The following is a 23,077-nucleotide window of genomic DNA, read 5'->3' as shown; positions in this document are numbered from 1 at the left end:
ATGTACCTCTTGCCGAGGGGCTATGTAGGCCCGCTCGCCCGCAAATCAAAGCGCAGCGGCGTGCCGTCGCGCCTCGGCGTCGATGGCGAACACCTCGTCCAGCGTCGCCACAGCTTGTGCCGGAATCATGGCAAGGGTACGCTCGACGATTCGCTCGATGTCGAGAAAGCCGATCTTCCCGGCCAGGAAGGCCGCCACCGCCACCTCGTTGGCGGCGTTCAGCACCGTGGTGGCTGAGCCACCTTGCCGCAGGCATTCCCGGGTCAGCCGCAGCGCCGGGAACCGCTCCGGGTCCGGCGCCTGGAAGTCGAGCCGGGCGATCTGGGTCAGGTCGAGCGCGGCGCAGGGCGTCTCCATCCGCTCCGGCCAGGAAAGCGTGTAAGCGATCGGCACCCGCATGTCGGGCACGCCGAGCTGGGCCAGCACCGAGCCGTCGGCATAGTCGACCAGACTGTGGATCACCGATTGCGGATGGACCACGATCTCGATCCGGTCCTCCGGCATGGCGAAGAGATGCGAGGCCTCGATCAGCTCCAGCCCCTTATTCATCAAGGTGGCGCTGTCGACCGAGATCTTGGCCCCCATGCTCCAGTTCGGATGGGCCACCGCCTGGGCCGGCGTCGCCGCCGCCATCCGCTCGCGGCTCCATTCCCGGAACGGCCCGCCCGAGGCGGTCAGGATCAGCCGCCGCACCTTGGCGCCGGGCTGGAACACCTGAAAGATGGCGTTGTGCTCGCTGTCCACCGGCAGCAGCGTGGCGCCGTGCCGCCGCACCTCGGCCATCATCAGCTCGCCGGCGCAGACCAGGCACTCCTTGTTGGCGAAGGCGACGACGGCGCCGCGCCGGATGGCGGTCAGGATCGGCTTGAGCCCGGCAGCGCCGACGATCGCACCCATCACCCATTCGGCCGGCCGGGCAGCGGCGGCCATCACCGCCTCGGCGCCGCCCGCCGCCTCGATGCCGCTGCCGGACAGCGCCGCCTTCAGCGCCGGATAGGCCGCCTCATCCGCTACTGCGGCGTAGCGGGCGCCGAGCTGCCGGGCGATCGCCGCCAGCCGCTCGGCATCCCGGTTGGCGGTCACCGCCTCGACGGTGAAGCGCTCCGGCGACCGGCCGATCAGGTCGACGGTGCTGGCGCCGACCGAGCCGGTGGCGCCGAGGATGGTGACGGATCGCGGATTATCCGCTGACGGGGCCGAAATCATCTGAAGGATGCATCCAAAAGGGCGGTGAAGACGGCGAAGACCGGTGCCGCGGCCAGCAGGCCGTCGATCCGGTCGAGCACGCCGCCATGACCGGGAATGAGATTGCCGCTGTCCTTGGCGCCGTAATGCCGCTTGACCGCGGATTCGACAAGGTCGCCGGCCTGGGCCACCAGGGCCAGCAGGGCGGCGCCGGGACCGGCGATGAGCGCGGCGCCGGCGCGGTGCAGCACGGCGATCGCGACCCCGCCGGCCAGCGCGGCCAGGCCGGCGCCGCCGATCAGTCCGGCCCAGGTCTTCTTCGGGCTCAGCCGCGGCGCCAGCTTCGGCCCGCCGATCCAGCGGCCGAAGACGTAACCGCCGATATCCGTGGCCCAGACCACCAGCAGCAGCCAGATCACCGGCTGCCAGCCGTCCTGGCGCAAATGCAGGAGGGCGACCACGGTCAGGCCGAGATAGGGCAGCCCCAGCGCCGGCATCCTGCCGGGCGTCCCGAGGCGCAGATTGACGAGAATATCGAACAGCGCCGTCGCCACGGCCAGCACCACGAGACCGGCGACCGCGCCGGCCCAGGCCGTCGCGATGGTCACCGCGAGGATGCCGAGGCCGGCGCCAGCCCGGGCCCAGCCCGGCGGCGGCCGCCGCAGCACCAGCCGCAGCCACTCGTCGACGCCGAGCACGGCGAGCAATGCGATGATGACCGCGAAGACCCAGCTGCCGATAGCAACAACGGCAAGGATCAGCGGTCCGAGAACGAGGCTGGAGAGGATCCGCAGCGCGAGGTTGCTACGTTTACCGGGTTTACTGGGCACCGACGGCGCCATAGCGACGTTCCCGGCGCCGGAACTCGGCGAGGGCGGCCTCGAGGTCGGCATGGCCGAAATCCGGCCACAGCGTGTCGATGAAGACCAGCTCGGCATAGGCCGCCTGCCACAGCAGGAAGTTGCTGATCCGCTGCTCGCCGCTGGTGCGGATGATCAGGTCGGGGTCGGGCAGGTCGGCGGTGAACAGGCGGCTGGCGAACAGCCGCTCGTCGACCGACTCCGGCGCCAGGGTGCCGGCCGCGACCTCGCGCGCGACCCGCCGCGCCGCCTCGGTGATCTCCTGCCGCGCGCCATAGCTGAGGGCGACGGTGAGGTTGAGCCGGGTGTTGCCGCGGGTCAGCGCCTCGCTCTCGGCCAGAAGGTCGACGATGTCCGGCGCCAGCCGGTCGCGCTCGCCGATGAAGCGCAGCCGCACCCCCTTCTCGTGCAGGGTCTTGAGCTCCCTGCGCAGGAAGACGCGCAGCAGCTTCATCAGCTCGCCGACCTCGAGGATCGGACGGCGCCAGTTCTCGGTCGAGAAGCCGAACAGCGTCAGATAGTCGACGCCGAGCTCGATGGCCGCATCGATCGTGCGCTGCACGGCATCGATGCCCTTGCGGTGGCCGACCGTGCGCGGCCAGCCGCGGCCGGTCGCCCAGCGACCGTTGCCGTCCATGATGATCGCGACATGGAGCGCGGGCTGGTCCTCGGCCTTGGGGGCGAAACGGTGCATCCCGCTGCTCAGACGTGGAGGATCTCTTTTTCCTTCTGCGCCGCCAACTCGTCGATCTCGCGGATATGACGATCGGTCAGGGCCTGGATCTTGTCGGCCAGACGCTTGTGCTCGTCCTCGGAGATCTCATGGTCCTTCTCGGCGCGCTTCAGCGCGTCCATGCCATCGCGGCGGACATTGCGCACCGCGACGCGGGCGGCCTCGGCGTATTTGCCGGCGACCTTGGTCAGCTCGCGCCGGCGCTCCTCGCTCAGCTCCGGCAGCGGCACACGCACGGTCTGGCCCTCGGTCTGCGGGTTGAGGCCCAGACCGGAATCGCGGATCGCCTTCTCCACCGCCTTGACCGCGCTGCGGTCCCAGACCGAGACGGTCAGCATGCGCGGTTCCGGCACGCCGATGGTGCCGACCTGGTTCAGCGGCATCTGGGCGCCATAGACGTCGACCGTGATCGGCTCGAGCAGGCTGATGCTGGCGCGGCCGGTGCGGAGACCGGCGAGATCCTTGCGCAGAGACTCCAGAGCGCCCGTCATGCGGCGGTCGATGTCGTCGAGATCGGCTTTGGCCACGCTCAGCCCTCCTCGGTCACGATGGTGTAGCGTCCCTGCCCTGCAACCACCTCCGCGAACGCGCCATGCTCGTTGATGGAGAAGACCAGGATCGGGATCTTGTTTTCACGGGCCAGCGAGATCGCCGCATGATCCATGACGCGGAGATCTTTCGCCAGCACATCCATGTAGGTCAAGCGATCGAAACGCTTAGCGCCGTCCACCCGAAGGGGGTCGGCGTCGTAGACGCCGTCGACCTGCTTGCCCATGAGAAGGGCGTCGCAGCCCATCTCCGAGGCGCGCAGGGCGGCGCCGGTGTCGGTGGTGAAGAACGGGTTGCCGGTGCCGGCGACGAAGATGACGACGCGGCCCTTCTCCATGTGCCGGATCGCCCGGCGCCGGATATAGGGCTCGCACACCGTCTGCATCGGAATGGCCGAGACCACGCGGGTGTGCAGGCCCTTGTGCTCGCAGGCGCTCTGCAGCGCCAGGCCGTTCATCACCGTCGCCAGCATGCCCATGTAATCGGCGGTGGCGCGCTCGATGCCCGAGGCGGCGCCGCTCATGCCGCGGAAGATGTTGCCGCCGCCGACCACCATGCAGATCTCGACGCCGAGGGCGTGAACCTGGGCGACGTCATCGGCGATGCGGTCCACCATCTTCGGGTCGATGCCGTAGTCCTGGTCGCCCATCAGGGCTTCGCCGGAAATCTTCAACAGCACCCGTCGATACTGGGCCGCCTTCGCCATGTCGCCTCACTCCCTCAGCGCCGCTGATCTGGTTGTAGGGTCAGCGGCCGAGCGTGGCCGCCACTTCCGCCGCGAAGTCGCCCTGCTCCTTCTCGATGCCCTCGCCGAGCACGAAGCGGACGAAGCCGGTCACGCTGACCGGGGCGCCGACGTCCTTGGCGGCGTCCTCGATCACCTTGCGGACCTTGGTCTCGCCGTCCAGCACCCAGACCTGCTCGTGCAGCACCACTTCCTCGTAGTACTTGCGCAGCCGGCCCTCGACCATCTTCTCGATGATCGCCTCGGGCTTGCCGCTGGCGCGGGCCTGCTCGACCAGAACGGCACGCTCGCGGTCGAGGGCGGCCGGGTCGACATCGGCGATGTGCAGCGCGTCCGGCCGGGCCGCCGCGACATGCATCGCGACCTGCTTGCCGAAGGCCTCGAGCTTGGCTTTGTCGCCGGCCGACTCCAGCGCCACCAGCACGCCGATCTTGCCCAGGCCCGGGGCCACCGGCCCGTGGATATAGGCGGCGACGACGCCTTCCGACACCGAGAGAGCGGCGCTACGGCGGAGGCTGATGTTCTCGCCGATGGTGGCGACCAGCTGCGTCACCTCCTCGGCGACGGTGCGGCCGGTGCCGGGATACTGGCTGGCGGCCAGCGCTTCGACGTCGCCGTTCGCCTCGAGGGCGAGGCCGGCCAGGGTCGAGACGAGTCCCTGAAACTTGTCGTTGCGCGACACGAAGTCGGTCTCGGAATTGACCTCGACCAGCGCGCCCCGGTTGGCCCCGACGGCGGCGCCGACCAGGCCTTCGGCGGCGACGCGGCCGGCCTTCTTGGCCGCCGCGGCCAAGCCCTTCTTGCGCAGCCAGTCGACCGCGGCCTCGAGGTCGCCCCCGCTCTCGCCGAGGGCTTTCTTGCAGTCCATCATGCCGGCGCCGGTCTTCTCACGAAGCTCCTTCACCAGCGCTGCCGTGATCTCCGCCATATCGTCCTCGCATCCAATTCGTTCGGCGCCGCGCCCCCATGGTCGCAGGCGCCCTCATCGAAAGAAAGGGGCGGCTTTCGGGCCGCCCCTGGTTCGCTCTCGGCTCAGGCGGCCGGCTGTTCCGCCTCGCCGGCCTCGCCCGCCGGTGGCAGGGCCTCCTCGGCCGGTGCCTCCTCCAGCGCGCCGACATCGGCGCCGCTCGCGGTCATCTCGGCCTGGATGCCGGCGATGACGGCACCGGAGAACAGCTCGCAATAGAGCTCGATCGCGCGCAGCGCGTCGTCGTTGCCGGGCACCGGGAAAGTGATGCCGTCGGGGCTGGAGTTGCTGTCCAGCACGGCCGCGACCGGGATGCCGAGCTTGGCGGCTTCCTGGACCGCGATCGCTTCCTTGTTGGTGTCGATGATCACCAGGATGTCGGGCAGGCCGCCCATGTCGCGGATGCCGCCCAGCGCCTTCTCGAGCTTGTCGCGCTCGCGGGTCAGGGTCAGCTGCTCCTTCTTGGTCAGGCCGACCGCGCCCTGGGCGAGCTGCTCATCCATCTCCTTCAGGCGGCGGATCGACTGCGACACCGTCTTCCAGTTGGTCAGCATGCCGCCGAGCCAGCGATGGTTGACGTAATACTGGCCGCAGCGCTTGGCCGCGTCGGCGATCTTGTCCTGCGCCTGGCGCTTGGTGCCGACGAACAGGACGCGGCCGCCATTGGCCACGACGTCGCGGACCGCATCGAGCGCCCGGTGCAGGAGCGGCACGGTCTGCTCGAGATCGATGATGTGCACGCCGTTGCGCACGCCGAAGATGAACGGCGCCATCTTCGGGTTCCAGCGGCGGGTGTGGTGGCCGAAATGCGCGCCGGCTTCGAGGAGCTGGCGCATGGTGAAGGTCGGCGTAGCCATGGGTCGGAAGGTCCTTTTTCCGGTTGTTCCGCCGCGGGCCTTGCCCCCGCCTCACCGCGGATTGCGGATACGGCGAAAGGCACCGGAGCGACCGAACCACTGCCGTGGCCGGCCGCGATGCCCGCGTGTGGGATTGACGACGGCGCGGTTGATACGCCCTGCGCCCGGGAAATGCAAGCCGGGCGATCGGGCGGGCGGGCGGCGGGCCAGGAAGGCCCCGCCGCGGGTCCGGGTCAGGCGCTGCGGCGCTCCGGCCAGACGAAGCGCGAGCGGTAGCGCTGCGCCCTGCGGGCGCGGTGCTGTGCCAGATCGTCGACGGGAGCGGCGGCCTGGGCGGGAGCCGAGGCCGGCGCCGCGGCGGGCTCGGCCCAGCGGGCGACCAGCTTGCCGGTCTCCGGGTCGCGGGTCCAGCGCAGCCGGATCGCCTCCTCGTCCCGGATCGGGTCGTGGCGCAGGTCGCGGTTGCGGAACCGCGGCAGGGCGGCCAGCGCCTCGGCCCGCGGCGAGATCACGCCGCCCAGCGCCAGGCGCAGGCGGCGATCGAAGCAGGAGAGAAAAGCGAGGTTCATCGTTCGCTCCCTTCCGCACGCGGCGGAACGGGGCGAACGGCGCTCCGACCCTAGGTCCGGCTCACGCCATCCACCCGGCTGCCGCCGAGTGTGATCCAGTGATGTTCGGGCGACGTCGCTGCAGCCGGGATGGCCTCGGCGACGCCACGACTAGGGTGGTCGTCCATCTGTCTCTCGTTGTGAGATTGGCGCCGGGCGGGCCTGGGCTCGTCCGGCGTCGCAGGCCATGTATGCCTGCATCCCGGCAGAGTCAAGACGAAAGCGGAAACGGCGGAACGCCTGGGCCGGACGGCCGCACGGAACCGGCCGAGCCCCGCGGTTTCCGGCGTCCGGCGACGGCCGGAGTCGTCACCCGGCCGCCTTGCGCAGAGCGGGGATGCGGAGTCCGTCCGATGGTCCAATGGAATGAACCTGCAGGGAGCCCGATTGTTTCTTCTGCGTGGTTCGCTGCGGACGGCCGCAACGGGCCAGCGGGTCGGGCATGACGCCCGCCGTCCTTCATTCTGGCCAGGAGGTCGTCTGATGCGCATCCTCTTCCCGTTCGTGGCCACGCTTGCCCTCGCCGCCGGCAGCGTGGCCGCCCATGGTCCGGCGGCGTGGATCCAGAACGGTCAATATCGAAGTCTCTCCGGCTCGCACGAGCAGTGCTGTGGCCCGCACGACTGCTTCTCGTACGCCTCCCGCGATGTCGAAGTCCGCCCGGACGGGTATATGATCCGGCCGCTCGGCATGTTGATCCCAACCGATCAGGCCCAGTTCAGCGAAGACCAGAACTACTGGCTCTGCCGCAAGCCCGACGGTTCGATGCGCTGCTTCTTCATCCCGAACGTCGGCGCCTGACGCAGGGCCCGGCGATCGCGCCCGGGCCCTGGCGAGGAGACGTGGCATGATCTTGTCTTGTTCCGGCCGCGGCCGCATGGCCGTCGCCGGCGCGGCGGTGCTGCTGCTGCTCACCGCCGCGGCCGGGGCGCGGGCGGCGCTGCCGCCCTACTGGCAGCGCCTGCGGGAGATCCAGGCGATCCTGGACAGCAACGAGCTGGCCCAAAAGCTGCGCGACACGCCGATCGACCGGATCGAGCGGCCCGGCGAGGATCTCTATCGGATCCAGGCCGGCCCCTGCACGCTCGACATCCGCATCGTCGACGACCCCTCCGGCAGCACCCGGCCGGCGATGCCGGGCCCGCGCCGCTTCCACATCGAGGCCGGCGAGCCCTCCTGCCGCTGACCCCGCGGAACCGGCACGGCAGCGGCCGCGTTGGCCGGGTGTGGAAAAGGAGGTGCCCGGCCCATGCGCGCCTATTCCGTGCGGATCAACCCCGCCCGCCGTCAGGACCCGCTGTGGCGCGCAGTGGACCCCGAGAACGGGGCGGACTTTCTGAAGGACATGCTCGTCTTCGCGGAGGACGAGGAGGATGCGCTTCGCTATCTCGACCGGACGTTCCTGGCCACCGGCTTCTCGCCCGAGAAGCCGCCTCTCAGCCGGACCGGAACGCCCTGGCACGCGCCCGATCTCGTCCGCATCGAGCCTGCGCCGGAATACGATTCGATCGCGCAGACCGCGGGCCACAGCCATGTGGCCCAGCGGAGCGGGCTGCTGAGCAATCCGAACCGCAATCCGCTGTAGGGGCCACTGCCAATGCGAGGAGGCGCAGCCGACGATCGCCCTCCATACGCGACGGGGTTTGCGACGCTTGAGCGTGAACTGACGGGCGAGGTGTTAAGGATCGATGCAGGTGTGCCTGCTTGGCTGACGGGAAGCCTGATCCGCACCGGGCCGGCGCGCTTCGAGGTCGGCGGCCGATCCTATGAACACTGGTTCGACGGGCTCGCGATGCTCCATCGTTTTGCCTTCGCCGATGGTCGGGTGACCTATTCCAATCGATACCTGCGCTCCAAAGCCTATTGCGAAGCCATGGCGCGGGGACGCATCACCCGGTCCGAGTTCATGACCGATCCCTGCCGGACATTGTTCGGCCGCGTCATGAGCCTGTTCAGGACGGAGTTCACCGACAACGCCAATGTCAACGTCGCGACGCTCGACGGCGAGATCGTGGCCTTGACCGAGATACCGCTCCCGATCCGGTTCGACCCTGAGACGCTCGAGACACTGGGCGTGCTTGATTACGGCCCGTCGGTCGGCGGCCAGCTTTCCACCGCCCATCCGCACTACGACGGCCGGCGCGGCTTCTCCTATGTTGTCATGTTCGGGCGTCGCAGCACCTACCGCCTGTTCGTCGACGAGGGAGGCCGGCAGAAGGTGCTCGCTGAGTTGCCAGTCGACAGACCCGCCTACATGCATTCCTTCGGTATGTCGCAGCGATATCTCGTGCTTGCCGAGTTCCCGCTCCGGGTCAATCCGCTGCGCCTGAAATTCTCCGGCCAGCCCTTCATCCGCAACTACCGCTGGGAGCCCGAGGCGGGTCTGTGCTTCACGGTGGTCGAGAAGGCCAGCGGCGCGGTCGTGGCGCGGGCGAAGGGAGCGCCCTGTTTCGCCTTCCACCATGTCAATGCGCACGAGGTGGATGGCGCCGTCATGATCGATCTGGCGGCCTTCCCCGATCCAGACATCATCGAGCGTCTGCGGCTCGCTCGCCTGCGCTCCGGCGAGCCGATCGAGGCCGTGGCCAGGCTCAGACGTTACCGGGTGCCGCTGGGAAACGGCGCGGCCAGGGAAGCCCGCGCCTCTGACGAGCCCCTGAGCGACGCCCCCATCGAGCTGCCGCGGATCGACTATGCGCGCCGTGCCGGTCAGCCGCTGCGCTGTGTCTGGGGCGTTGGCCTGACGAGGCCCGGCGATTTCATCGACAACATCACAAAAATCGAGCTTTCCACGGAGCCGGGCGTATCCAGCAGGCATGTCACCTGGCACCAGCCAGGTTGCTATCCGGGGGAACCGGTGTTCGTTCCCCGACCCGGCGGAATCCAGGAGGATGACGGCGTCCTGCTCTCGGTGGTGTTCGACTCCTCGACGGAGCGCTCATTTCTGCTCGTGCTCGACGCGGCAACGTTTGATGAGCGCGCCAGGGCCTTCGTGCCGCACGCCATTCCGTTCGGCTTTCACGGCAGCCACTTTCCCGGCGTGTAGCTTGGGCCGGGCGGGGAGACCCGTGGTCTCCGCTCAGACCGATTTGTGCCCCGTCGTGAACGTCGCCTTGTACTGTTCGCGCAGCGCCGCCTTCTGCACCTTGCCCATGGCGTTGCGCGGGATCTCCGGCACCACGAACACGGCCTTGGGCTGCTTGAACCGGGCCAGCTGATCCTGCAGCGCCGCCTGGATCGCGGTGGGGTCGAGCGGCGCCGTGCCCGGCAGCATCTTCACCACCGCCGCCACCGCCTCGCCGAAGTCCGGATGCGGCAGGCCGATCACCGCCGATTCCTCGACGCCCGGGATGGCGTCGATCAGGCTCTCGACCTCCTTCGGGTAGACGTTGAAGCCGCCGGAGATGATCAGGTCCTTCGCCCGTCCGACGATCGAGACATAGCCGCGCTCGTCCACCAGCCCGACATCGCCGGTGATGAAATAGCCGTCGGCCCGGAACTCGGCCGCCGTCTTCTCCGGCATCCGCCAGTAGCCCTTGAACACGTTCGGGCCCTTGACCTCGATCACCCCGATCTCGCCCGGCGGCAGGGGGCGCCCGTCCTCGCCCACGACCCGCAGCGACACGCCGGGCAGCGGAAAGCCGACCGTCCCCGCCCGCCGCTCGCCATCGAGCGGGTTCGAGGTGTTCATGTTGGTCTCGGTCATGCCGTAGCGTTCGAGGATGGTATGGCCGGTGCGCCGCCGGAACTGCTCGAAGGTGTCGGCCAGCAGCGGCGCCGAACCGGAGATGAACAGCCGCATGTGGCGACACGGCTCGGCTGTCAGGCCGGGCTGCTCCAACAGCCGGGTGTAGAAGGTCGGCACCCCCATCATCACCGTGGCCCGGGGCAGCAGGCGCAGCACCTCGGCGGCGTCGAATTTCGGCAGGAACAGCATGGTCGCCCCGGCCAGGAGGGCGCAGTTGGTGGCGACGAACAGGCCATGGGTGTGGAAGATCGGCAGGGCGTGCAGCAGCACGTCGTCCGGCCGGAAGCCCCAATAATCATGCAGGGTCAGGGCGTTCGACAGCAGGTTGTCGTGGCTGAGCATCGCCCCCTTGGAGCGGCCGGTGGTGCCGGAGGTGTAGAGAATCGCGGCCAGGTCGTCCGGCCCGCGCGGCAACGTCTCGAACGCCTCCGCCTCCCCCGCCGCGGCCTCGGCCAGGGTCCCCTCCCCGGCCGATCCCAGGGTCAGCACCATCCCGGCGCCGGCCGGCCGGGCCACCGCCTCGATCTCGGCCAGCCGCGCCGGCTGGCACACCACCAGCGCCGGCTCGGCGTCGCTGGCGAAATAGGCAACCTCGCCCTTGGTGTAGGCGGTGTTGAGCGGCAGGTAGATGGCGCCGGCGCGCAGGCAGCCGAGATAGAGCGCCACCACCTCCGGCGACTTGTCGACCTGCACTATCACCCGGTCGCCCGGCGCCACGCCCAGCCGCCGCAGCAGATTGGCGTAACGGGCGCTGGCCGCCTCCAGCCCGGCATAGGAGATGCGGCGTCCGTCGGCGAGCTCCAGCGCCGGCTTGGACCGGTCGGCGGGGAAGCGGGCGAACAGGGCGTCGGTGAGATTGGTCATGCGGCTCGCCGGGTCAGAGATGGCGGGTCAGAGATAGGGCTTCAGCTGGCGCGCCACCGCGCGGCTCGTCGCCACCTTCCCGGCATTGACGAAGGCTTCGTGGTTCCGCTCCAGCTCGGCCGGATCATAGAGGTAATTGACCAGAAGACCCCAGCCCTGCTCCAGCCCCTTCGGCGAGGTGTCGCCGGCCCAGTTCAGCCGCTCCAGCCGGGCGCCGTTGCCGAGGTGGAAGCGCGCCACCGGATCGATCGGCCGACCATTCGGCCGCAGCTCGGCGGCGAGATAGCGGGCGCAGAGGCCGAGCAGCGCGGCCTTGAGGGCCTTGTCGCCGCCGACCGCGTCGAGACCGCCCGCCTCCAGCGCCGGCAGCAGCGCCTCGGCCGCCGCCTGCACCGCCGGATGTTCGTGCTGCGTCGCCGCCGTCTCCAGCCAGCGCCGGAACCCGGGAATCGGCGACAAGGTCGAGAAGGTGGTGAGATTCGGCAGGGTCTGCTGCAGGTCTGCGACCACCTGCTTCAGGAGGAAGCTGCCGAAGGAGATGCCGCGCAACCCCTTCAGCGTGTTGGTGATCGAGTAGAAGATCGCGGTGTCGGCCGCCGCCGGGTCGCCGATCGGGGCCTTGGGGTCGAGCAGCGGCGCGATCTCCCCCGCCAGGCCGCGCACCAGCGCCACCTGGACGAAGATCACCGGCTCGTTCGGCAGGGCCGGGTGGAAGAAGGCGTAGCAGCGGCGGTCCTCGGCCAGCCGCCGGCGCAGGAACTCCCAGCCCGGAATGGCGTGCACCGCCTCGTACTGGATCAGCTTCTCCAGGATGATCGCCGGCGTCTCCCAGGTGATCCGGCGCAGCTCCAGGAAGCCGCCCGAGAACCAGGAGGTCAGGACATGCTTCAGGTCGGCATCCACGATCCGCAGCTCCGGGGTCTCATCGGCGAGGTCGAGCGCATCGGCGCGCAGCCCGATCACGAACTCCGTGCCCTCGGGCAACATGTTGATCCGCCGCAGCAGTTCCTGCCGCGGCGGCTCCGCCGCCTCGGCCAGGGCCAGGGCGCCGGCCGCGCTGGGTTCGGCGACGAAGGCGCGGGCGGCGGCGGCGATCGCCGCGTGGTCGGGCCCGAACTCCCGCGCCAGCAGGGTGAAGAACGCCTCCCGCCCGGCCGCGTTCAGGCCGCGGTAGAGGGCGACCAGCTCGCGCGCCAGGGCGATGCCGGAGGCCTCGCCGCGCTCGGACAGCAGCGCGCGGCAGATACCGCCGAGATCCCGCGGCATGGGCCGGCCGCGGCCGAAGGCGAAGAGCTCGAGGCCGCGATCGGCGATCGAGTTGATGAGGTCGGTGATCTGCATGAGGGCCCGTTCCGCTTCCACCAGACCGGATCAGGCTAGAGTGCTTCCAGCCCGCAGGACAATCTCGCCCCGTGCATGCCGGCGATCCGGCTTGCGCGGCAGCCGCAGACGAGAAGGGCGGCGCCGATGGCGCCGCCCTTCCCCTCGACCAGCCCGATATCAGTTGCGCCGGCTGATGACCACCAGCGAGGCGGCGGAGACGGCCAGGCTCTGCACGATCGAGCCGACATCCCGGACCAGCCGGTACAGGTCGAACGGGGTCAGATCCCGCGGCACGACAATGACCGAGCCGGGCGGCACCCTGACCGAGCTGTAGCTCCAGGACGACAGGTCGAGCGGCTGCGCCTGGCCGTTCGGCATGACCACGAAGGCGCGGCCCGCATCCGCCGACTGGGTCGTGCCGCCGGCGAAGTCGACATAGTCGTCGGCCGTCAGCTTGCCGTCGTACTGGACCGTGCCCGGGTTGAGGACCTCGCCGGAGACGGTGACGAAGAGCGGCCGCTTCGGCACATAGAGCTGGTCGCCCGTCTCGAGCGTGAAGTCGAGCTCCGGCTTGGCCGCCAGCACGGTCGGATCGGCCTCGATCACCACCCGGCCGGCGGCCGGGATGCTCTTCAGCTCCTGGATCAGGCCTTGGATCGCCGGCAGGGCCGCGGCGGGGTTGCTGCGGCTGCTGTCGCCCTGGGCCTCCTGGATGAGCTGCGGCAGCCCAGCCTGGATCTCGCGCGCGGTGCGTTCAAAGCCCTGCTGCTGCTGCTGCCGCACGGCTTCGCGGGTGAACACCGCCCCGTAGGGGAAGGCCTGGTTGGTGTAGCCGCCGGACCTCTGGATCAGCTGCAGCAGCGTCTCGCCGCGGCGGATCACGTAGCGGCCGGGATGGGTGAACTCGCCGGCCAGCGTGACCGTCCCATCTTCCCGCAGCTGCGGGTTCTGCGGGATGCGGACGCTGTCGCCGGGGTTCAGCTTGATCGACGCCGTGGTGGTGCCGAGGCTCTGCACCGACCGCCAGGAGCCGCTGAGAGTGGACGGCGACAGGGTCGAGAAATAACCGACCTCGATGGCCCGGCGGTCGGCCTCGATCGTCGTGCCGCCGGCGACAGCGAGAACGGTGTCGAGCGACGTCCCCGGAATGATCGGATAGCTGCCCGGCACCCGCACCTGGCCTTCGAGCGAGACGACGTGCTCGATCACGAAGGGCAGCAGGTCCGGGATGTCGTCGAAGATCTGCGGGCAGGCGCGGTTCACCTCCAGAGGGCTGCCACTAATGTTCTGGAAGGTCTGCCGCGCATTGCGGAAGCGGCCGGTGGAGTCGTTGCGCACCGCCTCCGCCAGCGACCGAAGGCCGAGACAGCTCCCGCTCACCGCACTGGCCGCGGTCGGGATGGCGGTCAGGGTCTGGTCCTGGGCCTGAACGTTCTGGGACACGTCCGGTGCCGCCGAACGGGCCTGCGCCGGCGCCTGCCCCGCGAGCAGCGTCTGGACGTCGTCCGAGCCGAGATAGCGGACATCCTCGCGCGACAGCACGATCAGCTTGTCGCGATCGCGCAGGCGGAAGCCGCCCCCGCCCCGCAGCGCCACAGCCAGGTTGACCGGCACGAATTTGCGGATCCGCGTGTTCGGATCGGTGGTCTGGATCACGCCGAACGGCAGATAGGCGTCGTCCGCCAGGATCGGCGGATCGGACAGCAGCGCGCGCAGGGTCGGCGCGCTGCTGAGCGGCCGGACGCCGGAGACGGTGACGTTGCCGGTGATCGAGACACTGCCGACGCGCAGATCCTGGGCCAGCGACACCTGGATGATGTCGCCGGTCTGCACCGGCACCGCCGTCTGACCCGACAGGTTCTGGACCTGGTCCTGGCCGTTGCGGTCGAGCCGCAGCAGGTTGAAGCGGTTGCCGGACGGGCGGATCGGCCCGCCGGCATAGTCCAGCATCTCGGCGACGCTGAGCGGACCGGCGGCGTCGGGCGGCATCTCGAAGATGCCCGGCCGGACCACGTCGCCGGCGACGGCCACCGTGCGCCCGATCGTCGGGATCGAGATCCGGTCGCCGTCCTGCAGCAGCAGGTCGGCCTCGTTGCTGTAGCCCATCAGGAAGCCGTACAGGTCGACGATCTTGGTCTGGCCCTGCCGGATCAGCGCCACGGTGCGCAGCGATCCGGTCTTCCGGATGCCGCCGGCGGCGGTCAGCGCGTCGACCAGGGTCGAGAAGCTGGTCAGGGTCTGGGTGCCGGGCTTGGTGATCTCACCGGTCAGGGTCACCGAGATCGCGCGGACGTCGCCGAGCGACACGAAGGCCTCGGTGCTGACGTAGTTCTCGCGCACCCGGGTCTCGATCTCGCGGCGCAGGTCGCCGAAGGAACGGCCGGCCGCCGGGATCGGCGGCAGGTCCTGCAGGATCAGCCGCCCCTCGCGGTCGACCGTCGCGCTGATACCCTGGTTCACCTGGCCGCGAAGCGTGACCACGATCTGGTCGCCGATGCCGACGATATAGTTCTCGCTGACGGCGCCGCTGACCACCTGGCTGGCCACCGCCCCGCCGGCGAAGACGTCATAGCCGAACTGGGTGATGTCACTGCTCAGCCGCCGCTGGTAGTCGGCTTCGATGCGCGACAGCGGCGCGGCGAAGACGATCGACGACGGCAGGCCCGGCGAGACCACCGTCGGCTCCGTCACCTGCGCCGGCTCCGTCGATGGAACGCGTGGGCCGCTCGGGATCGTCGTGCCTTGCGGCTGGATCCCCTGCTGCTGCAGCTGCGACGGGCTGATGCCGAGCTGCTGCAGCTGATCGACGAGCGCGTTCAGCTGGGCGTGACCCGCGACCGGGGTCAGCACCAGGACGCCGCAGGCCAGGAGAGCCGGGCCGATGCCGTAGCGAAGGGTCCATCGGAGTCGACGCGCCTCGCCCTGCCGGTCGTGGCGACGTTCACTATGCACAGGCTTCATGGTCCCCCGCTTCTGACGTCTCAAATGCCCGATCACGGCGCTGATCGAGCCAACGCCCCCAATGTTTCATCTTCTGAACGATCTGGCCGGCAAAGAAAACCCGAATCAAACTCTTGTCCCCTCACCCTGATGCACAGGCTTCAATCGGCCCGTCGCCCTGGCCGCGAATCTTCTTCAGCCGCTGCAGCACCCGGCAGGCATAGGCGAACTGCCTATCCGGATCGCCCGAATGATAATGCGCGATCGCCTCGAGCCAGTTTCCGTACTGGTTGAACAATCGCCTCAGGAAATACGCCCCGTAGATCACATTGTATTGCGGCTGAAAGATCAGCGTGTAGTCGGGCAGCGTCTGCTTGTGATAGCGCAGCGAAATCTGCATGCAGCCGACGTCGATGTTGGGGCTGTCGCCGCCGCCATTGTCCTCGATCGCGGCCTTCATGGCGGCCAGGCTGCTCGGGAACATCGGCGTCCCGCCGATGTTCAGGGCCCAGGGATAGGGATCGCCCTTGCCGCCCGATTCGGTCTGCGCGATCGCCAGCAGCATGCCGCGCGGGATGCCGAAGGCCCCCTCCATCGCCAGGATATAAGGCGTGCAGCTCTCCTGCGCCCGCGCCGGCGCGGCCACTGCGGCCAGGCCGAGCAGGAGCATCGCGAGCCCCGCGATCCGACCGAATCCCCTCACCAACGCAACCGGCTTCCCCGCCACTCGATGCGATGCTTCTAGCACAACGCGCCGACTCGACTGAATAGCCGGTGAATAGCCAGGACTTCAGACCGGCCGGCCGGCGCGGACGATCATGCGGCACGGGGTGTAGGCGATGCGGTAGGACAGCTCGGCCGGATCGGCGATATCCCAGAACACCAGATCGGCCGCGAGGCCGGGCGCCAGCCGGCCGCATTCATCGGCCAGGCCTAGCGCCCGCGCGGCGTTGCGGGTGATGCCGGCCAGCGCCTCCTCCGGCGTCAGGCGGAACAGGGTGCAGCCCATGTTCAGCATCAGCAGCAGCGAGGTCGCGGGCGAGGTGCCGGGATTGTTGTCGGTGGCCAGCGCCATCGGCACGCCGTGTCGCCGGAACGCCGCCACCGGCGGCACCTGCGTCTCGCGCAGGAAGTAGAAGGCGCCGGGCAGCAGCACCGCCACGGTGCCGGCCCGGCCCATCTCCTTCGCCCCCGATTCGCTGGTGTATTCGAGATGGTCGGCCGACAGCGCCGCGAAGCGGGCGGCCAGCGCGGCGCCGTCCTGGTCGGACAGCTGGTCGGCGTGCAGCTTCACCGGCAGGCCGAGATCCCGGGCGGCGCGGAACACGCGCTCGACCTGCGCCGGCGAGAAGGCGATCTTTTCGCCGAAGGCGTCGACCGCGTCGGCCAGGCCGTCACGGGCGATCGCCGGCAGCATCTCCTCGACCACCCGGTCGACGTAGCGGTCGGGATGGTCGCGTTCCTCCGGCGGCACCGCATGGGCGCCAAGGAAGCTGCGCCGGATGCGGATGCCGGCCTCCCGCCCCAGCCGGCCGGCGACGCGCAGCATCTTCGCCTCGGTCGCGAGGTCAAGCCCGTAGCCGGACTTGATCTCGACGGTGGTGACGCCCTCGGCCGCCAGCTTGTCGAGCCGCCGCCGGGCCGAGGCCAGCAACTCCTCCTCGCCGGCCGCGCGGGTGGCGGCGACGGTCGAGACGATGCCGCCGCCGGCGCGCGCGATCTCCTCATAGCTGGCGCCGTGCAGCCGCATCGCGAATTCGCGGGCCCGGTCGCCGCCATGGACCAGATGGGTGTGGCAGTCGATCAGCCCGGGCGTGACCCAGGCGCCGGCCGCATCCTCCACCGCCGCGGCCAGACGATCGGGCGCGCCTGGCAGGTCCGCCTGCCGCCCGACCCAGGCGATGCGGTCGCCCTCGGTCGCGATCGCGCCTTCCGGGATGGCGCCGTAGCCGTCGCCGTCCATGGTCGCCAGCCGGGCGTTGATCCACAGCCGATCCCACATGCCTCTTTCCCTTCGCCGAACCGCGCCTATGCTGCCGCACAGCGTTTCATCTCACGGGATGCCGCCCTTGACCACGCGCTATTTCGCCGAGACCGCCCTTCTGGCCGATGGCTGGGCCGACGACGTGCTGATCGAGGTCGATGCCCGAGGCGACATCGCCAGCGTCGCGGCCGGGGCCGAGCGCGACGACGCCGAAGCGGTCGCCGGCATCGTCCTGCCCGGCATGGCCAATCTGCACAGCCACGCCTTCCAGCGCGCCATGGCCGGCCTGGCCGAGACCGCCTCGGGTCCCGGCGACGATTTCTGGAGCTGGCGCGAGCAGATGTACCGCTTCGTCCGCGTGCTGGCGTCCGAGCAGGTCGAGGCGATCGCCGCCCAGCTCTATGTCGAGATGCTGAAGGCCGGCTACACCAGCGTCGCCGAGTTCCACTACCTGCACCACCAGCCGGACGGCACCCCCTATGCGGATCGGGCGGAGCTGTCACGCCGGGTGATCGCGGCGGCCAAGGCCGTGGGCATCGGCATCGCCCATCTTCCGGTCCTCTATGCCACCGGCGGCTTCGGCGGGCAGGCCGCCGGCGAGGGGCAACGTCGCTTCCTCAACGATGTCGACGGCATCCTCGACATCGCCGCCCGGCTGCGCGCCGACCATACCGGCGACCCGGATGTGCGCATCGGCATCGCCCCGCATTCGCTGCGCGCGGTCACGCCGGAGATGCTGGCGGCGGTCGCGGACGGGATCCGGGCGGCCGATCCGGCGGCGCCGATCCACATCCACATCGCCGAGCAGGTGAAGGAAGTCGAGCAGTGCCTGGCCTGGAGCGGCGCCCGGCCGGTCGAATGGCTGCTCGGCCACGCCCCGGTCGACGGTCGCTGGTGCCTGGTCCATTCCACCCATCTGACCGAGGCGGAGACCACGGCCCTGGCCGCCAGCGGCGCGGTCGCCGGGCTGTGCCCGACCACCGAGGCCAATCTCGGCGACGGGCTTTTCCCCCTCGTCCCCTATCTCGCCGCCAGCGGCCGGCTCGGCATCGGTTCGGACAGCCACATCTCGGTCTCCGTGATCGAGGAGCTGCGCTGGCTGGAATACGGCCAGCGCCTCGCGTACCGGAGGCGCGGCATCGGTGCAGCGCCGGGCCGGCCTTCAGTCGGCGCAACGCTGTTCTTGGCCGCGATCGACGGCGGCGCCCGGGCGGTCGGCCGCGTCTCGGGGCGGATCGAGGCCGCGGCCCGGGCCGATCTCGTCGTGCTGGATCCGGATCATCCGGCGCTGGTCGGCCGCCGCGGCGACGCCCTGCTCGACAGCCTCGTCTTCGCCGGCAACGCCTCGCCGATCCGCCACGTCATGGCCGGCGGCCGCTGGCGCGTGCGGGACGGCCGTCATGCCGAAGAGGCCGCGGTGGCGGCGCGCTACCGGGCGGTGATGGCGGCCCTCCTGGCCTGACGGACAAAGAAAGCGGGCCCTGGAGAACCGGGGCCCGCGAGGTGAACAGGGAGGCTAACTCGAGCGGGAGACGCTATCGAGCTGTCCTCAATCTAGCCCGATCTCCACCGGCCTGCTGTGACGTACGTCACGCCGGACCGATCTTCGCCGTCAGCCGGGAACCGCCGCGGCCGGGCCCGCCGGCACCGTGAAGACCTGCCCGGGATAGATCAGGTCGGGGTCGCGGATCTGCTGCTGATTGGCCTGGTAGATCACGGTGTAGCGCAGCCCATCTCCATAGAACCGGCGGGCGATCCGCCACAGGCTGTTGCCGGGCTGGACCACGACCCGTCCCTCGGCCACCGCGATCTCCGCCGGCGCCGCCCGCTGGAACGGGGTCTCGGCGCGCGCGGTCACCTTGCCGGCGGCGTCGAGCTGATCGGCCCGCAGACGGTAGACGCCCGGCGCGATCGCCCTCTCCGCCTGGATACGGAACAGCCCGCGAGCATCGATGCGGCCCTCGCCGATCGGCCGGTTGTTGAGATAGAGCCGGATGCCGGCGCCGGCCTGGCCGCGGCCGCTGACGATGACGGCGCCGCCCTCGCCATAGTCGATGACATCGATGGACAGAGCCGCGCCGGCCTGGCCCGGCGCGGCCGAGGGCGCCCCAGCGGCCGGCGCCTGCAGCACGGTGGAGGCCCCCTGCCCCTGCTGCGGCGTCAGCAGCACCAGCGCGCTGCCGCCGCTGCCGGTCGTCGGCCGGCCGGCGATGTCGCGGCCGCGCTCCGGCACCACCACCGTCGCCACCTCGGCGGAGGCCGCGCCGCCATCGGCCAGGCGCAGCGAGAGCTGATGATCGCCGGCCGCGATCGGCCCGTCCGACATGAACACCCAGCCGCCGGAGCTGTCCGCCTGGACCGATCCGATCTGCCGGTCGCCGTCCATCAGCAGGATCCGGGCCCCGGCCGGGCCGCGCCCGGCGATGGTGACGCCGCCATCGGGGCTCACCCGGATCGCGTCGAAGCTCAGCGCGGCTTGGCTGCCGGCCCCCGCCGCGCCGGCGGAGGGTTGAGCGGAGGCCGGCGGCTGCCGCGACGCCGAGGTGTCCGGCGCCGGAACCGGTGCGGTCGACAGCCGGGCCGAGGTCTGTGGCTGCGGCGGTGCAGCGGCATCCGGGGCCGAGGCCTGCGGTGGTGCGGCGGGGGCCGTCGCGGCAGGCGCGGTTGCGCGTCCCCAACCCGCATCCAGACCGCGCGCCTCCGGCAAGACGGGCGCCGGCGATGCAGCGGCGGCCGGCGGCGTCCCGGCCGGGGCCGGAGCCTTGCCGACGGCCGAAGGCATACCGCCAGGCGCGACCGTTTCCCTCTGCGCGGCGGACGGTGCCGGGGCGGGTGGCGTCGCCGCAGGCGGCGGAACCGATGTGGTCGGGGTCGGGGTCGGGGCCGCGCTCGGCGGCGTCGCATCCTGGCGGGGCGGCCCGGTGAATTCGACCACGGCGAGGATGGCCGCGAGCACAGCGACCGCAACGCCGCCGATCAGCAAGAGTTTGTTCAACGCCAGAACCGCCCCGATATTATTCGCGTCAAATTATCCGCGCCGTCACCGACTCGCAACAAACCGCTGGTCCGGCCGCATCGAAACTTGCCCCGGCGGCGATCCCTTCCTAATGTCGCGCGCCGGTTCAGCCGGCCTCGTACCCGACACCTCCGTGCGATCATGGCCGATATCCGTTCCCTCTGCGTCTATTGCGGCTCCTCCTCCCGCGTCGACGAACGCTACAAGACCGCCGCCGCGCGCCTCGGCGCCCTGATCGCCGCCCGCGGCCTGCAGCTGGTCTATGGCGGCGGCCGGGTCGGGCTGATGGGCATCGTCGCCGACGCCGCGCTGGGCGCCGGTGGCCGGGTGGTCGGCATCATCCCGGAGCACATCCAGGCGCTGGAGGTCGAGCACACCGGGCTGACCGAGCTCCACGTCGTCGACAGCATGCACACCCGCAAGCGGATGATGTTCGACCGGTCCGACGCCTTCATCGTGCTGCCGGGCGGCCTGGGCACGCTGGACGAGACCTTCGAGATGCTGACCTGGCGGCAGCTGAAGCTGCACGACAAGCCGATCGTCTTCGTCGACATCGACGGCTACTGGCGCCCGTTCCTGCGCCTCGTCGACCACATGGTCGCCCAGGGCTTCTGCCGGAAGGAGCACCGCGACCTGTTCCAGGTGGTCGAGACCGTCGAGGAGGTGTTCGGCGCCATCGCCGCGCCGCAGCCGATCGCGGGCCGCGCCAGCGACAAATGGGTGTAGCTCGCGGCTGAGCCCCGTGCCTTTCGCCGTCGCTTTCACCCCTGGCGGCCGGATGCTATAAGCCCGGCCATTCCTGTCCGAAGCGGAAAGATCCCGACATGGCCAAGATCAAGGTCAAGACCCCGGTCGTCGAGCTCGACGGCGACGAGATGACGCGCATCATCTGGCAGTTCATCAAGGACAAGCTGATCCTGCCGTATCTCGACATCGATCTGCGCTACTACGATCTCGGGATCGAGCACCGCGACCAGACCGACGACCAAGTCACGATCGATGCGGCCGAGGCGATCAAGCAGTACGGCGTCGGCGTGAAATGCGCCACCATCACCCCGGACGAGGCGCGGGTGAAGGAGTTCAACCTCAAGAAGATGTGGAAGTCGCCGAACGGCACGATCCGCAACATCGTCGGCGGCACCATCTTCCGCGAGCCGATCATCTGCCACAACGTGCCACGCCTGGTGCCCGGCTGGCGCAAGCCGATCGTGGTCGGCCGTCATGCCTTCGGCGACCAGTACCGCGCCACCGACTTGAAGGTGCCCGGCCCCGGCACCCTGACCATGACCTACACCCCGGCCGACGGCGGCCAGCCGATCGAGCTGGAGGTGTTCAAGTTCCCGGGCTCGGGCGTCGCGCTGAGCATGTACAACCTGGACGATTCCATCCGCGGCTTCGCCCAGTCGTCGCTGAACTACGGCCTGCTGCGCGGCATGCCGGTCTATCTGTCGACCAAGAACACCATCCTCAAGGGCTATGACGGCCGGTTCAAGGACATCTTCCAGGAGGTGTACGAGACCGAGTTCAAGGAGCGGTTCGAGAAGGCAGGCCTGACCTATGAGCACCGGCTGATCGACGACATGGTCGCCTCGGCACTGAAGTGGGAAGGCGGCTTCGTCTGGGCCTGCAAGAACTACGATGGCGACGTGCAGTCGGATTCGGTGGCCCAGGGCTTCGGCTCGCTCGGCCTGATGACCTCGGTGCTGCTGACGCCGGACGGCAAGACAGTGGAGGCCGAGGCGGCGCACGGCACCGTGACCCGCCACTACCGCGAGCACCAGAAGGGCCGCGCCACCTCGACCAACCCGATCGCCTCGATCTTCGCCTGGACCCAGGGCCTGACCTACCGCGCCCGCTTCGACGAGACGCCGGAGCTGCTGCGCTTCGCCCAGACGCTGGAGAAGGTCTGCGTCGAGACGGTCGAGGCCGGCCACATGACCAAGGACCTTGCCATCCTGATCGGGCCGGACCAGCCCTGGATGACCACCCAGCAGTTCCTGGACAAGCTGGACCAGAACCTGCAGGCGTCGATGGGCTGACGCCCGGGCGCCCAGCCGAAACGCCGAAAGGCCGGCTCGCGCCGGCCTTTCTCCTTTGGGTCCCGGATCAGGGGCCGATCACGTTGTCGATCGACAGCCCCTCGATCACCGTCATCAACGGCACCTCCCCGCTCGCCCTGCAGACCACGCCCTCGATGAGGTGGCTGCGGCGCTGCAGGTCGAAGGCGCCGCAGCTCTCGCCGGAGCCGGTCAGTCTGATGATCCGGTACCGCATGCGGTATCCGTTCACGCTCGTCTGGTCTCCGCGCACCACCGTAAACCCGCTCGCCTTGAACACGCGCTGAGCCATCTCGGAGAGGCTGGGAAGGCGGTCGGTGTCGCGCCAGCTATAGCCTCCGGGCAGCCGCGACCACTCGACATAGGCGAGCAGATCCCGCGTCGAGAAGGTTGCCGAGTCCGCCCGGATGATCCCGCCCCCGTCGGCCGCCTGGACCTCGATATGCTTCGGATTCTCGGCCGCAACCCCGGCGAGCGGCCCTGAGACGAACCGGATCGGTGAGTCTTCGGCCAGGGCCGGCCGGCACATCGCGACGAGCACAAGAATCCCCACGAAACACCGCATCATGCGATAGAACATGATCCCCCTCCACTGGATGCGTTCGGCGGACGATTCCGCTTGTTTTCTGGTCGAACCGGCC

22 protein-coding genes are annotated in these 23,077 nt (G+C 69.8%); 7 read left to right on the top strand and 15 right to left on the bottom strand.

Annotated features, from left to right (window positions below):
• Window positions 1-45: 45 nt before the first annotated feature.
• The 8 genes from KXR53_RS07465 to KXR53_RS07430 all read right to left on the bottom strand — a co-directional run bounded on the left by KXR53_RS07465 (window position 46) and on the right by KXR53_RS07430 (window position 6,465).
• On the bottom strand, window positions 46-1,206 hold the full coding sequence (locus KXR53_RS07465; protein WP_437374475.1) for a 1-deoxy-D-xylulose-5-phosphate reductoisomerase: 1,161 nt from the start codon (window positions 1,204-1,206) through the stop codon (window positions 46-48).
• Window positions 1,203-2,015, bottom strand: coding sequence for a phosphatidate cytidylyltransferase (locus KXR53_RS07460; protein ID WP_437374474.1), 813 nt, complete (start codon window positions 2,013-2,015; stop codon window positions 1,203-1,205). The genes KXR53_RS07465 and KXR53_RS07460 overlap by 4 nt, the downstream gene beginning before the upstream one ends.
• Entirely contained in the window at window positions 2,005-2,739 is a 735-nt protein-coding gene (locus KXR53_RS07455; protein ID WP_437374473.1) for an isoprenyl transferase, read from the bottom strand. Before KXR53_RS07455 ends, KXR53_RS07460 begins: the two co-directional genes overlap by 11 nt.
• Before the next feature lie 8 nt (window positions 2,740-2,747).
• Window positions 2,748-3,269, bottom strand: coding sequence for a ribosome recycling factor (frr, locus tag KXR53_RS07450; protein ID WP_437374621.1), 522 nt, complete (start codon window positions 3,267-3,269; stop codon window positions 2,748-2,750).
• 38 nt (window positions 3,270-3,307) lie between these two features.
• Window positions 3,308-4,033, bottom strand: coding sequence for a UMP kinase (pyrH, locus tag KXR53_RS07445; RefSeq protein ID WP_026873875.1), 726 nt, complete (start codon window positions 4,031-4,033; stop codon window positions 3,308-3,310).
• Window positions 4,034-4,073: 40 nt separating this feature from the next.
• The gene (gene tsf, locus KXR53_RS07440) at window positions 4,074-5,000 is read right to left on the bottom strand and encodes a translation elongation factor Ts (protein ID WP_437374472.1); all 927 of its coding nucleotides are present in this window, start codon (window positions 4,998-5,000) and stop codon (window positions 4,074-4,076) included.
• Window positions 5,001-5,104: 104 nt separating this feature from the next.
• Window positions 5,105-5,896 (bottom strand): 30S ribosomal protein S2, encoded by a 792-nt coding sequence (rpsB, locus tag KXR53_RS07435; protein ID WP_437374471.1) that lies wholly within the window; start codon window positions 5,894-5,896, stop codon window positions 5,105-5,107.
• A 233-nt stretch (window positions 5,897-6,129) separates the two neighbouring features.
• The gene (locus tag KXR53_RS07430; RefSeq protein ID WP_437374470.1) at window positions 6,130-6,465 is read right to left on the bottom strand and encodes a hypothetical protein; all 336 of its coding nucleotides are present in this window, start codon (window positions 6,463-6,465) and stop codon (window positions 6,130-6,132) included.
• A 522-nt stretch (window positions 6,466-6,987) separates the two neighbouring features.
• Here KXR53_RS07430 and KXR53_RS07425 point away from each other — a divergent pair.
• The 4 genes from KXR53_RS07425 to KXR53_RS07410 all read left to right on the top strand — a co-directional run bounded on the left by KXR53_RS07425 (window position 6,988) and on the right by KXR53_RS07410 (window position 9,550).
• Window positions 6,988-7,305 carry a hypothetical protein gene (locus KXR53_RS07425; RefSeq protein ID WP_437374469.1) on the top strand — a complete coding sequence of 106 codons (318 nt, stop codon included), beginning with the start codon at window positions 6,988-6,990 and terminating at the stop codon, window positions 7,303-7,305.
• Window positions 7,306-7,351: 46 nt separating this feature from the next.
• Window positions 7,352-7,690, top strand: coding sequence for a hypothetical protein (locus tag KXR53_RS07420; RefSeq protein WP_437374468.1), 339 nt, complete (start codon window positions 7,352-7,354; stop codon window positions 7,688-7,690).
• Between the two features lie 63 nt (window positions 7,691-7,753).
• Window positions 7,754-8,089 (top strand): hypothetical protein, encoded by a 336-nt coding sequence (locus KXR53_RS07415; protein ID WP_437374467.1) that lies wholly within the window; start codon window positions 7,754-7,756, stop codon window positions 8,087-8,089.
• A 12-nt stretch (window positions 8,090-8,101) separates the two neighbouring features.
• Entirely contained in the window at window positions 8,102-9,550 is a 1,449-nt protein-coding gene (locus KXR53_RS07410) for a carotenoid oxygenase family protein (protein WP_437374466.1), read from the top strand.
• Window positions 9,551-9,583: 33 nt separating this feature from the next.
• Here KXR53_RS07410 and KXR53_RS07405 read toward each other — a convergent pair whose 3' ends face one another.
• The 5 genes from KXR53_RS07405 to hutI all read right to left on the bottom strand — a co-directional run bounded on the left by KXR53_RS07405 (window position 9,584) and on the right by hutI (window position 17,381).
• Complete coding sequence (locus KXR53_RS07405) at window positions 9,584-11,116, bottom strand: malonate--CoA ligase (protein WP_437374465.1); 1,533 nt, start codon at window positions 11,114-11,116, stop codon at window positions 9,584-9,586.
• Window positions 11,117-11,143: 27 nt separating this feature from the next.
• Window positions 11,144-12,457, bottom strand: a complete 1,314-nt coding sequence (locus KXR53_RS07400) for a malonyl-CoA decarboxylase (protein ID WP_437374464.1) — start codon at window positions 12,455-12,457, stop codon at window positions 11,144-11,146.
• Window positions 12,458-12,616: 159 nt separating this feature from the next.
• Window positions 12,617-15,400, bottom strand: a complete 2,784-nt coding sequence (locus KXR53_RS07395; protein ID WP_437374463.1) for an SLBB domain-containing protein — start codon at window positions 15,398-15,400, stop codon at window positions 12,617-12,619.
• 121 nt (window positions 15,401-15,521) lie between these two features.
• Window positions 15,522-16,049: a lytic transglycosylase domain-containing protein gene (locus tag KXR53_RS07390; RefSeq protein ID WP_437374462.1), complete on the bottom strand. Its 528-nt coding sequence runs from the start codon at window positions 16,047-16,049 to the stop codon at window positions 15,522-15,524.
• 120 nt (window positions 16,050-16,169) lie between these two features.
• The gene (gene hutI, locus KXR53_RS07385) at window positions 16,170-17,381 is read right to left on the bottom strand and encodes an imidazolonepropionase (protein WP_437374461.1); all 1,212 of its coding nucleotides are present in this window, start codon (window positions 17,379-17,381) and stop codon (window positions 16,170-16,172) included.
• Between the two features lie 67 nt (window positions 17,382-17,448).
• Between hutI and KXR53_RS07380 the strand changes: the two genes are divergently transcribed.
• Window positions 17,449-18,825 (top strand): formimidoylglutamate deiminase, encoded by a 1,377-nt coding sequence (locus KXR53_RS07380; RefSeq protein ID WP_437374460.1) that lies wholly within the window; start codon window positions 17,449-17,451, stop codon window positions 18,823-18,825.
• A 150-nt stretch (window positions 18,826-18,975) separates the two neighbouring features.
• Here KXR53_RS07380 and KXR53_RS07375 read toward each other — a convergent pair whose 3' ends face one another.
• Window positions 18,976-20,358 carry a LysM peptidoglycan-binding domain-containing protein gene (locus KXR53_RS07375; RefSeq protein WP_437374459.1) on the bottom strand — a complete coding sequence of 461 codons (1,383 nt, stop codon included), beginning with the start codon at window positions 20,356-20,358 and terminating at the stop codon, window positions 18,976-18,978.
• 162 nt (window positions 20,359-20,520) lie between these two features.
• Between KXR53_RS07375 and KXR53_RS07370 the strand changes: the two genes are divergently transcribed.
• The gene (locus KXR53_RS07370) at window positions 20,521-21,105 is read left to right on the top strand and encodes a TIGR00730 family Rossman fold protein (protein ID WP_437374458.1); all 585 of its coding nucleotides are present in this window, start codon (window positions 20,521-20,523) and stop codon (window positions 21,103-21,105) included.
• Window positions 21,106-21,203: 98 nt separating this feature from the next.
• Window positions 21,204-22,418, top strand: a complete 1,215-nt coding sequence (locus tag KXR53_RS07365) for an NADP-dependent isocitrate dehydrogenase (protein ID WP_437374457.1) — start codon at window positions 21,204-21,206, stop codon at window positions 22,416-22,418.
• Window positions 22,419-22,485: 67 nt separating this feature from the next.
• Here the strand turns inward: KXR53_RS07365 and KXR53_RS07360 are convergent, their stop codons facing one another.
• Window positions 22,486-23,016, bottom strand: a complete 531-nt coding sequence (locus tag KXR53_RS07360) for a hypothetical protein (protein ID WP_437374456.1) — start codon at window positions 23,014-23,016, stop codon at window positions 22,486-22,488.
• Window positions 23,017-23,077: the final 61 nt, after the last annotated feature.

Origin of the sequence: Inquilinus limosus, assembly GCF_051487185.1 — a bacterium.
Lineage (GTDB): Bacteria > Pseudomonadota > Alphaproteobacteria > DSM-16000 > Inquilinaceae > Inquilinus > Inquilinus limosus_F.
The sequence above is the reverse complement of the archived record's forward strand: the minus strand, read 5'-3'. Positions and strand labels throughout refer to the sequence as shown.